Origin of the sequence: Alloalcanivorax venustensis (assembly GCF_047495515.1) — a bacterium.
In the GTDB taxonomy this organism is placed as follows: domain Bacteria; phylum Pseudomonadota; class Gammaproteobacteria; order Pseudomonadales; family Alcanivoracaceae; genus Alloalcanivorax; species Alloalcanivorax venustensis.
This window is the reverse complement of record NZ_CP179934.1, coordinates 1,586,144-1,600,711: the sequence shown is the minus strand read 5'-3', so window position 1 is coordinate 1,600,711 and position 14,568 is coordinate 1,586,144. Positions and strand designations below refer to the sequence as shown.

General features: G+C 65.6%; 10 protein-coding genes. 6 read left to right on the top strand and 4 right to left on the bottom strand.

Annotation, left to right across the window (positions count from 1 at the left end; genetic code table 11):
- Nucleotides 1-28 precede the first annotated feature (28 nt).
- The 5 genes from ACMG4O_RS07620 to ACMG4O_RS07600 all read left to right on the top strand — a co-directional run bounded on the left by ACMG4O_RS07620 (nucleotide 29) and on the right by ACMG4O_RS07600 (nucleotide 8,070).
- Entirely contained in the window at nucleotides 29-379 is a 351-nt protein-coding gene (locus ACMG4O_RS07620) for a PA2779 family protein (RefSeq protein WP_255442578.1), read from the top strand.
- On the top strand, nucleotides 380-1,294 hold the full coding sequence (locus tag ACMG4O_RS07615) for a PA2778 family cysteine peptidase (RefSeq protein WP_142949526.1): 915 nt from the start codon (nucleotides 380-382) through the stop codon (nucleotides 1,292-1,294). It abuts the gene before it with no gap.
- A gap of 74 nt (nucleotides 1,295-1,368) precedes the next feature.
- Nucleotides 1,369-4,764, top strand: a complete 3,396-nt coding sequence (gene mscK / locus ACMG4O_RS07610; RefSeq protein WP_414434795.1) for a mechanosensitive channel MscK — start codon at nucleotides 1,369-1,371, stop codon at nucleotides 4,762-4,764.
- A 91-nt stretch (nucleotides 4,765-4,855) separates the two neighbouring features.
- Entirely contained in the window at nucleotides 4,856-6,769 is a 1,914-nt protein-coding gene (locus ACMG4O_RS07605) for an ATP-binding cassette domain-containing protein (RefSeq protein WP_414434794.1), read from the top strand.
- Between the two features lie 23 nt (nucleotides 6,770-6,792).
- A complete protein-coding gene (locus ACMG4O_RS07600) occupies nucleotides 6,793-8,070 on the top strand; it encodes a succinylglutamate desuccinylase/aspartoacylase family protein (protein WP_414434793.1) in 1,278 nt (425 codons plus the stop codon).
- Nucleotides 8,071-8,293: 223 nt separating this feature from the next.
- Here ACMG4O_RS07600 and ACMG4O_RS07595 read toward each other — a convergent pair whose 3' ends face one another.
- Together ACMG4O_RS07595 and ACMG4O_RS07590 are read right to left on the bottom strand one after the other, a co-directional pair.
- Entirely contained in the window at nucleotides 8,294-8,974 is a 681-nt protein-coding gene (locus ACMG4O_RS07595) for a TetR/AcrR family transcriptional regulator (protein ID WP_370184232.1), read from the bottom strand.
- Nucleotides 8,975-9,059: 85 nt separating this feature from the next.
- Nucleotides 9,060-10,979, bottom strand: coding sequence for an alpha/beta hydrolase family esterase (locus ACMG4O_RS07590; RefSeq protein ID WP_370203867.1), 1,920 nt, complete (start codon nucleotides 10,977-10,979; stop codon nucleotides 9,060-9,062).
- A 171-nt stretch (nucleotides 10,980-11,150) separates the two neighbouring features.
- Here ACMG4O_RS07590 and ACMG4O_RS07585 point away from each other — a divergent pair, with 171 nt between their 5' ends.
- Nucleotides 11,151-12,767 (top strand): BCCT family transporter, encoded by a 1,617-nt coding sequence (locus ACMG4O_RS07585; protein ID WP_414434792.1) that lies wholly within the window; start codon nucleotides 11,151-11,153, stop codon nucleotides 12,765-12,767.
- Nucleotides 12,768-13,280: 513 nt separating this feature from the next.
- Here the strand turns inward: ACMG4O_RS07585 and ACMG4O_RS07580 are convergent.
- Nucleotides 13,281-13,925: an SDR family oxidoreductase gene (locus ACMG4O_RS07580; RefSeq protein ID WP_414434791.1), complete on the bottom strand. Its 645-nt coding sequence runs from the start codon at nucleotides 13,923-13,925 to the stop codon at nucleotides 13,281-13,283.
- 87 nt (nucleotides 13,926-14,012) lie between these two features.
- The gene (locus ACMG4O_RS07575; protein ID WP_414434790.1) at nucleotides 14,013-14,537 is read right to left on the bottom strand and encodes a lipocalin family protein; all 525 of its coding nucleotides are present in this window, start codon (nucleotides 14,535-14,537) and stop codon (nucleotides 14,013-14,015) included.
- Between the last annotated feature and the right edge of the window lie 31 nt (nucleotides 14,538-14,568).

The following is a 14,568-nucleotide window of genomic DNA, read 5'->3' as shown; positions in this document are numbered from 1 at the left end:
AATTACAGGCGTCCTGACGGCGCTGGTTATGTTGTTTACGCAAGGCTTGTTCGTACCCGCGGCCCACGCCGCCATGGTCACGACCGATGGCATGGTTTCCAGCGAGCAGCGGGCCGCCACCGAACGCAAAGTCATGCGGCTGATGAATCATGAAGCCGCCGCCAAGGTGCTGGCCAAGAACGGCGTCACCCCCGGCGACGTGGAAAAGCGTCTGGGTCGTCTCAGCGACCGGGAGCTGAACCAGCTCGCGCAGAAAGCGGAACAGATGCCCGCCGGCGGTAGCGTGGTGGGTGTGATTCTCGCCGTTATCCTGATTCTGGTGCTGCTGGATCTGCTCGGCGCCACCGACGTATTCCCCGTCATCGATCCGATCGGGTAAATGATCGCCTGCCCGCGCGGCGGCCGCCCGGCCGCCGCCTTGCTGTTTCTGCTACTGCTCACCGCCTGCCAGACGGTTCCGCCGCCGGAACGGGCCGACGCGCGCCCGCAGCAGCGGCTGGACGTGCCCTTTATTCCCCAGGAAGCCTACCAGTGCGGCCCCGCCGCCCTGGGCATGATGCTGCAATGGAACGGGCTACCCGGCGACAAGACCGAACTGGTCGACGAAGTCTGGCTGCCGGAGCGTCAGGGCGCGCTGGGCATCGAGCTGGTGGCGGCGGGCCGGGCCCGCGGCCTGCTCGCCTATCCGATCAACACGCCGACGGCGTTGATCCAGGAGGTGCAGGCCGGCCACCCGGTGCTGGTCTTGCAGAACCTGGCGCTGCCGCAATGGCCGTTGTGGCACTATGCGGTGGTGATCGGCTACCGCGACGGCGGTGAGCGCATTATCCTGCACAGCGGCACCGACCAGGCCACGGAAAGCCGCTGGAACCGCTTCCTGCGCACCTGGGCTCGGGGCCGCTACTGGGGTTTCGTGCTGCTGCCGCCCGGCGACCTGCCGGACAGCGTGCAACCGGAACCGCTGTTGCAGGCGCTGGCGCCGATGCAGACCGGCGCGCTGCCCTATTGGGAAGCCGCCGTGGCGCGTTTTCCGGACAATGGCCGGCTGCGTTTCGGCTACGCCAACGCGCTCTGGCAGGATGGCCGGACCGACGCCGCCCTGCGCGCCTACCGGGCCACCGTGGCGCGCGCCCCGGATCTGGCGCCGGCCTGGAACAACCTGGCCTACGCACTGCGCGACAGCGGCCAGCCGGACCAGGCCCGGGAGGCGGTGTGCCGCGCCCGGCAACTGGCGCCGGAGGACGACAACGTGGCGGACAGCGTCGCCGAGATCACCGACGGGCGGGGCTGCTGATCACGGAATGACGGCGGCGGCTATGCCGGGACCCCGGCCGTTGCTAAGCTTGCAAAAAACCAAAGGCGCTTTCCGTGTTGGCTGTATTGATCAGACTGTTCCGTTCGTTACCACTGGCCCTGTTGCTCGCGTTGCTGCCGATGGCGGCGGCCCAGGCGCAGACCGGTGCGTTCTCACTCCCCGGCATCGGCGACCTGGAGAAACAGCTCTCCGGTGACGGTGGCGAATCCGGCGACGGCGCCGCCGATACCGCCGACGAGGACCCGGAACGCGAAGAGCTGCAGCAGACGCTGACGTTGCGCCGCGAGATCGACAGCAACCGGGAACAGATCGACACGCTTTCCGACCGCAGACGGCAGGCCCCGGTGGACCGCAACCGTCTTCAGGAGCAGCTGGCCAAGGCGCGCCAGGACGCCGAGCTGGATTGGCGCGCCCGCTACCAGGACCTGTCCCTTGCCGCGCTTGTGGAAGAACTCGGCCAGCAACTGGAAGCGCTGGAAGAAAACCAGCAAACCCTGGCCAAGGTGAGCGGCGAGCTGACCCGCGCGCAAACCCTGCCCGAGCGTGCCCAGAACACGATCAGCGACAGCCTGGCCCGCACCGACGAAATCCGCCGGCGTCTGAACCAGGAAAACGATACCCTCTCCGAGGCCGAAACCACCCGGCTGCGCACGGAACTGGCGGCGCTGGAAACGCGTATTGAACTGCGCAATCAGGAGCTGTCCGTGGCCAGCACCCTGGAAGAGCTGGCCCGCCTGCGCAAACGGGTGCTGGAAGCACGGACCGAGGTGATTCAGACGCGGCTGGACGTCCTCCAGCCAATGATCAACGAACGCCGCGGCGAGTCACTCAGCGCGGAAATCGGCGACGACCAGCTCGACCTGCCGGAAAGCCTGGTGAGTCATCCACTGCTGGACACCGCGCGGCAGCGCAACGAGGCGGTGCGTGACCAGCTCAAGGACACCGCCAGCGACGTGAACAACCTGATCCGCGAGGTGATCAACGCGGAGACCCAGTTGGACCGCGCCCGTTCGCTCTCCAGCACCGTCAACGATCAGATCGAGATGCTCGACGGCAGTCTGCTGTTATCGCGCATTCTTTACGAGCAGCAGAAAAGCCTGCCGCAGTTCACACCCCGGGAAGGCCTGGACAAACAGATCACCGAGGCGCGCCTGGCCCAGTTCGACATCCGCCAGACCCTGCAGGAACTGGAAAACCGGGATCTCAAGCTGCCCGAGGACAGCGGCCTGGACGATCAGCAAAAAGCGCAGCTGCGCGACGGCCTGCAACGCCTGATTGACAACCGGGTGGACCTGCTCAATCAGCTCGATCAGGAGCTGGGCCGCAAGCTCAATATCCTGGTGCGCCTGAATCTGTCCCAGGAGCAACTGGACAAGCTGACCCGCAATCTGCACGACATCATCTCCGAACAGACCTTCTGGATGCCCAGCACCCAGCCGCTGTCCCTGGCCTGGTTCGCCGAATTCCCCGGCCAGGTGGCGGACCAGATCAACACCATGCCGTGGCGGCGCATGGTCACCAACGCCACCGACATTCTGCAAAGCAAGTGGCAATGGCTGTTTCTGCCGCTGGTGCTGGCCGGCGCCCTGTGGCTGGTGCGCCCGCGCCTGCGTAAACGTATCAAGTCGCTGAACGGCGATATCGGCTTTCTGAAGCGGGACAGCCAGCGCCACACGCCCCTGGCGATCATCTACACGACGCTGCTCTGCGTGCCCGGGCCGCTGGTGCTGAGCCTGCTGGGCTGGGGGCTGTGGGTGCAGCCCGGCACCCTGAGTACGGTGCTGGGCGCGGCGCTGGCCAAGATCGCCCTGATCTGGCTGGTGTTCGAGCTGTGCTACCGGCTGCTGTCGCGCAACGGCATCGCCCAGCGCCATTTCCGCTGGACCGAGGACAATAACCGGCAACTGCGGCGGCGCCTGCTGATCATCGGCCTGACCATGGTGCCGATGACGCTGGTGATCGCCTTCGGCGAGGAGTGGCCGGCGCAGTTGAGCAACGATCGTATCGGCCTGGTCACCATGGTGGCCGGGCTGGCGGTGATCAGCGTGATGCTGGGGCGCACCGCGCTGGCCTACCCGATCCAGCACTATTCCCGCACCCTGCGCTCGGTGATCACCTTTATCAGCGCCGGCGCGCCGCTGGTGCTGGTGGCGTTGATCGTGGCCGGCTACTACTTCACCTCGGTGCGCCTCTCCGGCCGCCTGATCGACACCTTCTATCTTGCCCTGCTGGTGATCCTTATCGACGCCACCGCGGTGCGCGGCCTGGCGGTGGCCGCCCAGCGCCTGGCCTATAAACGGGCGGTGGCGGAGCGCGAGGCGGAACCCAAGGAAAACGTGGAAGGGGTGGAAGTCGAGGAGCCGCAGATGGACCTGCAGCAGGTCAACCAGCAATCGCTGCGGCTGGTGCGCCTGGGCCTGGTGGTGCTGTTCGGCGTGCTGCTCTACTGGGTATGGGCGGACGTGATCAATGCGTTCTCCTACACCAACACCATTGTGCTCTGGGAGAGCACCGAAGGCAGCGGCGCCAACGCCACCAACTCGCCGATCAGCCTGGGCGATGTGATCACCGCGCTGGCCATCGGCATCGGCACCTTCGTGCTGGTCGGCAACCTGCCCGGCCTGCTGGAAGTGCTGCTGCTCTCACGGCTGAGTCTCAAACAAGGCTCCAGCTACGCGATCACCACCCTGTTGTCCTATGTCATCGTCATGATCGGCGTGATGATCACCCTGGGCTCGCTCGGCTTGTCCTGGAGCAAGATGCAGTGGCTCGTCGCGGCGCTGGGTGTCGGGCTGGGCTTCGGGTTGCAGGAGATCTTCGCCAACTTTATCTCCGGCATCATCATTTTGTTCGAGCGGCCGGTGCGCATCGGTGACGTGATCACCATCGGCGAGCTGTCGGGCACCGTCAGCCGTATCCGCATCCGCGCCACCACCATCATCGATTTCGACCGCAAGGAAATCATCATTCCCAATAAGGCGTTCGTCACCGAACGGCTTATCAACTGGTCTCTCACCGATACCGTCACCCGCGTCACCCTTAAAGTGGGGTTCGCCTACGGGTCCGATCTGCAGGCTTGTCACGATGTCCTGGCCAAAGCGGCGGCCGACAACCCCCGGGTGCTGCAGGATCCGGAACCGCTGATTCTGTTCATGGCGTTCGGCGCCAGCACGCTGGATCACGAGTTGCGCGTCTATCTCGGGGAAATCGGCGACATTCTGTTCGCCACCAACGAGTTGAACCGCGCCATCGATACCCTGGCCCGCGAGCACGGCGTGGAAATCGCCTTCAACCAGCTTGACGTTCACCTGAGATCCGCCGCCGACGGTCTCCTGTTCGACAGCGGCAACAATGGCCGCCACGGAGACACCCGGGGGCATTATGGAGAGACCAAAACCCACTATCACGACGGCGGCCGCGATCGCGACGACGACGGCGGGGAGCGCTGAGATCACCGGGCCGATCCAGCGGATCGAAATCCGATAATTGCCATAGTGTAAATGTTACACTCGCCGCCTCATTTCAACGCGACGCGCTTTCATGTCCCTGATCACGCTGCGACAGATTCAACTGCACTTCGGCGAGCAGCCCCTGCTCGACAATGTCGACCTCACCATCGAAGCCGGCGAGCGGCTCTGTCTGGTGGGCCGCAACGGCTCCGGCAAGTCCACCCTGCTCAAGGTCCTGGCCGGCGAGGTGCAGGCCGACGACGGCCAGATCGAGAGCACCCAGAACCTGATGATTTCGCGCCTGGAACAGGAAGTGCCCGAGGACCAGGACCACAGCGTGCACGACATGGTCGCCGAGGGCCTGGGCGAGCTGGGCACGCTGCTCAACGAGCACGACCACCTGAGTCGCGCCCTGGGCGATCCGGACCAGGCGGAGCGCATGGATGAGAACCTGGCCCGCTTCGAGACCCTCAACAATGAGATCGAGGCGCGCGGCGCCTGGCAGCTGTTCCAGCGCGTGGACACGGTGCTCTCCAAGCTCAACCTGAACGGCGAACAGAACTTCGCCGGCCTGTCCGGCGGCATGAAGCGCCGTGTGCTGCTCGCCCGGGCGCTGGTCCAGGAACCGGACATCCTGCTGCTGGACGAGCCCACCAACCACCTGGACCTGGACGCGATCCGCTGGCTGGAAACCTTCCTCAAGGGCTACTCCGCCACCCTGGTGTTCATCTCCCACGACCGCGCCTTCATCCGCTCGCTGGCGACCCGCATTATCGAGCTGGACCGCGGCAAACTGACCAGCTGGCCCGGCGATTACGACAAGTACCTGGCCGGCAAGCAGGCGGCGCTGGAAAACGAAGAGCGCGCCAACGCCGAGTTCGACAAGAAGCTCAGCCAGGAAGAGCGCTGGATCCGCCAGGGCATCAAGGCGCGCCGCACCCGTAACGAAGGCCGGGTGCGCGCCCTGAAGAGCATGCGCGAGGACTACGCCCGGCGCCGTAACCGCCAGGGCACCGCCGGCCTGGAAATCCAGCAAGGCGACAACTCCGGCAAGGTGGTGATCGAAGCGGAGCATCTGCGCTACGCCATCGACGGCCTGCCGCTGCTGCGGGATTTCTCCATCACCCTGCTGCGCGGCGACCGGGTCGGCATCCTCGGCCCCAACGGCTGCGGCAAGTCGACGCTGATCCGTCTGCTGCTGGACCGGCTGACCCCGGACGCGGGCACCGTCAAGCACGGCACCCAGCTCCAGGTGGCCTACTTCGATCAGATGCGCGACACCCTGGACAGCAATAAAAGCGTGCTCGACAACCTGGCGGAAGGCTCCGACGTGGTCGAGATCAACGGCCGCAAGAAGCACGTGATGGGCTATCTGCAGGACTTTCTGTTCGAGCCGGCGCGCGCCCGCCAGCCGGTGCGCTCGCTGTCCGGCGGCGAACGCAACCGGCTGCTGCTGGCCAAGCTGTTCACCAAACCATTCAACCTGCTGGTGCTCGACGAGCCCACCAACGACCTGGACGTGGAGACCCTGGAGCTGCTGGAAGAGCAGCTGGTCAACTATCAGGGCACCCTGCTGCTGGTCAGCCATGACCGGGAATTCATCGACAATGTGGTGACCTCCACCCTGGTGTTCGAGGGCGGCGACCCCAACGCCTATGTGGGCGGCTACCAGGACTGGCTGCGCCAGCGCCCGGAACCGAACCGGGGCGACGACGTCAAAACCGGCAAGCTCGCCGCGCCGTCCAACAAACCGAAACCGAAAGCGAAGGACAGCGGCGGCCGCAAGCTCTCCTACAAGGAAGAGCTGGAACTGCAGGCGCTGCCCGAGCAGATTGAAACCCTGGAGGCGACGCTGGGCGAGGTTCAGACCGAACTCTCCGACCCGGACTTTTACAAGCGCCCCCAGGACGAGATCGCCGACGCCCAGCGTCGGCTGCAGGAACTGGAGCAACGCCTGAACGAGCACTATGCGCGCTGGGAGGAACTGGCCCAGCGAGAGTCATGAAACGGTCCTAAAAGGAAGCTTCCGTGTCGCGTATTATTCCGCTGATTACTCTGATCCTGCTGGCCCTGGCCGGCACCGTGACCGCCAACGAACGCGAAGACGACGTGGCCGCCGAGGCGCCCGCCGCCGACAGTGACGACGCCCCGGAACAGGACGAGGCGTCGTCCTCCGAGGCCGAGGAAGAGGACGACGCCGACACCGTCAAACCCCTGGAACTGCTCGGCAAGACGGTGCAACCGGGCACCTTCGAAACCCTGCACTGGGCCCCGGACCAGTCGTTCCGCTCCATCGCCACGCCGGTGCCGGTGCTGGTGGCCCACGGCAACGAGCCGGGCCCGCGCCTGTGCCTCACCGCCGCCGTGCACGGCGACGAACTCAACGGCATCGAGATGGTGCGGCGCCTGATGTACGAACTGGAACCCGCAGAGCTGGCCGGCACCGTGGTGGGCGTGCCGATCGTCAACCTGGACGGCTTCCGCAACGGCTCGCGCTATCTCAGCGACCGCCGCGACCTGAACCGCTACTTCCCCGGCCACGAAAAAGGCAGCGCCGCCAGCCGGCTGGCGTTCTCCCTGTTCAACAACATCGTGCGCCAGTGCGATTACCTGGTGGACCTGCACACCGGTTCCCAGAAGCGCATCAACCAGCCGCAGCTGCGCGCCGACCTGGACAAGTCCGAGGTGGTGGCGTTCGCCAAGCACTTCGGCGGCATGACCGTGCTGCACAGCCCGCCGGGCGACGGCATGCTGCGCGCCGCCGCCGTGGAAGAAGGCATTGTCGCGGTGACCATGGAAGCCGGCGGCCCCAACCGTCTCGAAGGCGAAGCGGTGGACTACGGGGTCCAGGCCCTGGAGACGCTGCTGGAAAACCTGGACATGCGCAAAGCCAGCCGCTTCTGGGGCGCGCCGCAACCGGTGTTCTTCGAATCGGAATGGATCCGCGCCGGCCAGGGCGGCATTCTGCTGTCCGAGGTGGAGCTCAACGATCAGGTGCGCAAGGGCGAGATCCTGGGTACCGTCACCGACCCGATCAGCAACACCGGCAGCGCCATCATCGCGCCCTACGACGGCCGCGTGCTGGGCATGGCGGTGAACCAGGTGGTGCACGCCGGCTTCGCCGCCTACCGGATCGGCGAGGAGAAGAGCGCCGAGGAAGTGGAAGCCAAGGCGGAGCTGTCGGACCAGACGCTCGAGGACAACGGCGTCAAGCCGGAAGAGCCGGCGGCGCCCAAGGAAGAAGAGGAAGCCGCTGACGCCCCCCGGGAAGAGGACCCCGCGCCGCCGGCGGACGATACCGAGTAACAGCGGACCGTCGTTTCTCCAGCAGGGGCAAGCGGCTGTGCCGAACCTTTCTACGAAGCTCGGTTTGTGGGAGCTTGCCTTGCAAGCGAAAGGGTGGCTTTAGCCACCCGGCAGGATTCCAGAGACGCTGTTTGTACTGCCGTTAGAAAGGTCTCTGGGATCCTGCCGGGGCTTCGCCCCTTTCGCGGGCGAGGCCCGCTCCCACCAGGCCTGCTCCTAGAGATCAGCGATTGTTGAGACGACCGCACACTCGCTCGAAGCCGGCCACCACGAAGGGGATCATGCGGTCGTAGGCGGTCTGGAAGTCGTCGGACCGGCACAGGCCGCCGGACATGGCGTTGATGCGGCCGGTGTTGGCGAAGGTCAGTGTCATCGCCCCGGACATAAAGTGGTAGCACCAGTAGAGGTCGGCCCGCTCGGTGTTGGGCAGGGCGGCCGACAGCGCTTCCACGAAGGTTTCCATGGGCGCGTCGAAGTGACGGCTCATCAGCACCGGGCCCCACACCGGGGAGGTGTTCACGTAGGCCAGCAGGGCGCAGTAGTTACGCCAGCCCTGGTCCTCGCTTTCCTGGGCCATTTCCAGCGGACGCAGATAGGCTTCGATGATTTTCTCGAGGGGCACCGGGTCGCTTTCCGCGCGGGCGGCGTTGAGCGCTTTCAGCCGGTCGTCGTTGAGGATGCGCGCGCGGCGCTGGAACACGGTGTCGAACAGTTGCTGCTTGGGGCCGAAGTAGTAATTGATCAGCGCCAGATCGACGCCGGCCTCGCGGGCGACGGTGCGCAGGGTAACGCCGTCATAGCCGTGACGGGCGAACAACCGCTCCGAGACATCAAGAATGGCGGCGCCACGATCGCCGCTTTCACCGTTACGGCCACGGGGCCGTCCCACCGGTTTCTTCGCCATCCGTTCCTCCCCTGGGCGATACGCGCCCGGGGCCGGGCGCGCATCGGATGGTACGCAAGGGGAGGAAATTCAACAAGATGGACAATCAGGGGCAGGCGCCCACCTGCCACACGGTGCCGCCGTCGGTGCTGTGCAGCTCGGTGGTGCCCCAGGTGGAGCCGGCCATCGGCTGGTCACTGCCCTGGGCGAAGTAATCCGGGGTGTAATAGTTCCCGGTGCTGTACGCCCGCCCGGCGGTCTTGTGGTAGTAGTTGTAGGTGGTTTCCGCCTGGCAGCCGTCGTCCGGATCGGTGGGCGGATCACCGCCGTCGTCGCCGCCGTCATCACCACCACTGCCGGAACAGGCCTGCAGCGGCCCCACGCAGCTGGCGTCACCGTCCTGCCACTGGCACTGGCCGCCGGTTTCGATTTCATTCAGCTTGAAGGCCTCGGTGCTGTATTCCAGGTAGCAGTTGGCGTAGTTGGTGTAGTCCAGACGGCCGGCGCTGATGTGCTGGTCCAGGGTGGCCACCTGGCCCGCGTCGATCACAAAATCGATCTGGTCGCTGGCGCTCAGGCCGCCCTGGTCCTCGGCCACCACGGTGGCGCTGTTGGCGCCGCCGGACAGGCCGCAGGCGCGGGCGGTGTAGCGCACGCCGTCGAGATCGGCGGCGGTGGCGCCGGTGGAAAAGGTCACCGTGACACTGGCCAGATCCTGGTTTTCGTCCACCACTTCACCGCTGACGGTGGCGCACTGCCCGTCCAGGCTGACGCCGATATCACTGAGCACCGGCGCGCTCGGCGGCGGCTCCGGACCTACTCGCACGGTGTCCACGGTCGGTTCGCTCTCGCCGTCATCGTTGTCCACCGCGACCACCGCCACGGCATAGAGGCCGTCGACCAGAGGAGCGCTGGCGGCCTGAAAGAACCCGCTGCCGTCGACCCCGGCGGTGAGGTTGTCGCCGCCACCGTCGAGGCCGTCGATCACGACATCAACACGGCTCACGGTGCCGTCCTCGTCGTCGGCGTAACCGCTGACCTGAATGCGGTCGCCGTCCGGCGCGGCACTGACCTGGGACAGCGAGGGCGCCAGGTTGCGGTCGACCCGGGCGTTGTTATTGCTGAAGAACTCACCCAGGTAGCGCGCGTAGTTGATGCTGGCGCTACCGATATAACTGCCGGAGGCACCCTGTCCGCCGGACCAGGAATGATCGAGACCGTTGAACCACAGCATCGACACCCGGCCGTCCTGCCACAGGTACTCTTCCGCGCTGCCGCCGTCCTGGTTCAGGGTGGTGCTGCCGGCCAGCTCGCTGACCCCGTACAGGCCCGCCATGCCTTCGGCGTTTTGCCGGTTATAGCAGGTGTTCACGGTGGTGTCCGCGTCGCCGTGGGCAATGGACGCGACCTGGGTATCGAAGGCGCTCTGGTAGGCGCCGCCCAGATTGCGGCAACGGCTCTCCACGTCGGCCTGTTCGCAGGGGCCGATGGCGCCGCTGGAGCTGGTACCGACGCTGGGCCCGGCGCTCACGCCGACCCCGGCGAACACGTCCGGCGCCAGACAGGCGGTGGTGTTGGCGAAGCTGGCCCCGGACGACAGCCCGGCGATGTACACCTGGTTGGGATCAATGCCCCGGCCGCTGTCCGAAGAGAGTTCGTTGGCCAGATCGATCAGATTCTTATAGTCGCCGGCGCTGCGCGACTTGGTGCCCTGCCAGTAGGACCAGCAGCTGAAGCCGGCCTTGTTCATGGCGTCCGGCACCGCCACCACCATGCCGAATTCCTCGGCGGCGGTTTCCAGGTTGGCGGTTTTGTAGGCGTTGATGGATTGGGTACAGCCGTGCAATACGATCAGCAGCGCCTTGCCGGTACCCACCGGAGAATCGGTGTCCGGCGTATAGAGATGGACGTTGTTGAAACCGCCCAGTGATTGGTTGTCCTGCCAGGATCCGGCCTGGGCCGGGCCCGCGCACAGGGCGGCGGTGAGCAGCGCGCCCGCCAGGGCGGCCAGTGTTGTTATACGCATTATTGTTCTCCCGTTTTTGCTTTTATTCTGTTATTCATCACCTGATGAATAAAAACTATACAACCGTTGAATATTTCCCGTCCACCCTTGTACCGGTGGCGAAATGTATAATTTTTGAACCGCCGGGCCGCCCGGGGTGGCGGTGGCTTGGGCGCCTGCTAGGCTACGCGGATGCTTATACGACACCGCGTTTATCTCATCTCCGCCGGCCTGGTGGCCGTCCTGGTGGCCATCGGCGCCACCGCCCCCAACCGCTTCCGGGACGTGGCCGAGGCCACCCTCAATACTCTCGGGCACTACTTCGGCTGGTTCTATCTGATCAGCACCTTCGTGTTCGTGATCTTCCTGCTGGCGCTGGCGATGAGCCGCTACGGGAAAATCCGGCTCGGCCCCCAGGACTGCAAGCCGGACTACGGGGTGTTTTCCTGGTTGAGCATGCTGTTGTCCGCCGGCTTCGGTGTCGGCCTGGTGTTCTACGGCATGGCGGAGCCGATCCAGCACCTCATGGAGCCACCCCACGGCCAGGCCGAACCCGGCTCCACCGCCGCCGCCAGCCTGGCCATGCAGTACAGCTTTTTCCATTGGGGGGTCAGTCAGTGGGCGGCGTTTTCCCTGGTCGGCCTGATCATTGCCTTCTTCCAGTTCCGCAAGGACCGCCCCGGGCTGGTGTCCACCATGGTGGAGCCGGTCACCAAGAACCTGCCCAAGCGGCAACTGATTTCCGATTCCCTGGACGTGCTGGCGGTGCTCGCCACGGTGATGGGCGTGGCCACCTCGCTGGGGCTGGGCGTGCTGCAGATGAACGGCGGGCTGGAAACCGTATTCGGCTGGCCGGACAACCTGTGGAGCAAGGTGGCCATCCTCGGCGCCATGTTCCTGTGCTACATGGCCTCGTCCTACAGTGGTCTGGACAAGGGCATCCGCCTGCTCAGTAACCTGAACATGGGCCTGTGCCTGGGCTTCATGGGCTACATGCTGTTCACCGGCCCGACGGTGTTGATCCTGGATAACTTCGTGAACGGTCTGGGCAGCTACCTGGGCAACTTCATCAACATGGCGCTGAACATCCCGCCGTTCGAAAAATCCGACTGGATGAACCGCTTCACCCTGTTCTACTGGGCCTGGGTGATCGCCTGGTCACCGTTCGTGGGCACCTTCGTGGCGCGCATCTCCCGCGGCCGCACCATCACCGAATACGTGCTCGGCGTGCTCCTGGTGCCGCCGCTGCTGGCCTGTGCCTGGATCGCCGTGTTCGGCACCACCGCCCTGGACCTGCAGCTCAACGGCGGCGTGGATCTGGCCGGCGCGGTGTCCGATAACGTGGCCAACGGTCTGTTCATGATGTACGAGGTGTTGCCGCACAGCACCTTCCTGTCGGCGATCACCATGGTGATCCTGTTCGTGTTCCTGGTCACCTCGGCGGACTCCGCCTCCTACATCGTGTCGCAGATGACCGACCACGGCTCGCTCAACCCACCGCTCTACAAACGCCTGACGTGGGGCGTGCTGATCTCCGCGATCTGCATCACCCTGATCGTGGCCAGCGGCCTGCGCGGGCTGCAGTCCGCCAGCCTGGTGGCGGCGCTGCCGTTCGCGGTGGTGCTGTTTCTGATGATGGGGGTGCTGATGTGGGAGCTGCGCGCCGACCGCCGCGCCATGCTGATCGAGCTGTTCCACCGCAACGACGACACGCCGGTGGGCGCCGATCTGTTCGAGGCCGACGACTTCTCGGACCTGACCACCGAGCAACGCATCCGCCGCCGCATGCCGATCCAGCGCCGCCGCTGACGCGGTGGCGGCTGTAGCAGCGGGCTGTGGGAGCGGGCCCTGCCCGCGAAAGGGGCGAAGCCCCGGCAGGGTCCCAGAGACCTGGTTTTTCAGATGTTGGGTGCTCCGAATCCGGGACGCGGTGCAATGGTGGTGCCTTCCGGGACCGCTCAAGCCATCCATGGCCGCTGTTAGTTTGGCCCTCCCTGGCCAAACAGCTCCCTCCAGGCACCACCATTGCCCCGCTCACTAGGCAGCGGAACCGCCACGGGTCAGAACACCGCCTGCACCTTTCTACGAAGTGGGGTTTGTGGCGGCGAATCTCCCAAGGAGCGCCGGGATCGGGTGTGCCCGTCCAGGACCGTGTTTGGCCAGGGATGGCCAAACGCCGAGCCTACAGGGATGTACTCGTGGCGTGTCCTGGACGGGCACACCCGATCCCGGTGCGGACTCTCTGGAGAGAAAAGCCTCTGGAATCCTGCCGGGTGGCTGTAAGCCACCCTTTCGCGGGCTGGGCCCGCTCCCACAAATCCCTCAGCGGGCGAAGGCGGTGACGGCGTCGGCGACGGGCTGGTCGCCGGACAGCAGGTCGAACTCGCGGCCGGCGGTGGCCGGGTTTTCGAGCACCGCCTGCAACACCGTCGCCACGTCCTGGCGGGGGATCTCGCCGAAGTCCTCGAAGCGTTCGGCGAGGCGCACCTGGCCGGTGCCGTCGTCCTCGGTGAGCTTGCCGGGCCGCACGATGGTGTAGGCCAGCTTGCTGGCGCGCAGGTGGTTGTCGGCGTTCTGCTTGGCGATGAAGTAGTGGCGCATTTTTTCCGGGCCGCTGTCCGGCTCGTCGGCGCGCATGGAGCTGACGATCACGAACCGCTCCACGCCCATGTCCTGGGCCTGGTCGATCAGATTGATGGCGCCGTTCTGGTCCACGTCCACGGTTTTTTCCGGGCCGGTGTGGGGGCCGGAACCGGCGGTGAACACCACCGCGTCGCAGGTGATCAGCGCCGCCCGGCAGTCACCCTCCAGGTCCGCCACCACCACTTCGTCGGCGCCCAGCTGGCGCAGCTCCCACTCCTGGGCGGGGTCGCGGACCATCGCCCGGCAGATATGCTCACTGTTCGCCAGGCCGCGTACCAGATGGCGGCCAATCTTGCCGTTGGCCCCGGCAATCAGGATTTTCATCAGGGTCTCCTTCACTCCGGTGGGCTTTCACCCTAGGAGGATGGGGCCGCCCCGGCAAGCTTCAAGCGCTCACCGGCGGAGGATGGCTCACCAGCGTTGCGGGACGCGCTGGATACGACTGGTGTCATAGCCGCGGTCGGCGGCGACCTGAATCAGCCGCTGCAGGGTATCCTCGGACACTTGCGGGCGGCGCGCCATGATCCACAGATAGTCGCGCTTCTGGCGACCGATAATGGTGGTGCGATAGGCGTCGTCCACATACAGCACCCGGAAATCGGCGCGGAACGGCCAGATAAAGCGCATGCCCCAGATGGCGTTGCTTTGCTCGCTGACAAAGCCGGTGGGCGTCATGGTCTTACGCTCGCCGTCAAAGCTGTCTTCGTTGAAAGCGAAGGTGACGCCGATCTTGTCGTCGCCAAGCCGCTCGTAGCTTTCCACGGCGTTGTGGGCGCCTTTCTCCGGCGGCGTGGGGATGTTGGCGATCACGTACCAGTCGCCCATGAAGCGGTCCAGGTCCAGATCATCCACGGTCTCCACCGGCGGACGGTCGGGGCTCAATTGACAGGCGGCCACCAGCGCGGCGGCGGCGAGAATCACGATTACGGTGCGCATGGCGTCTCCTTGGCTGCGCGCTCAGTGTCGG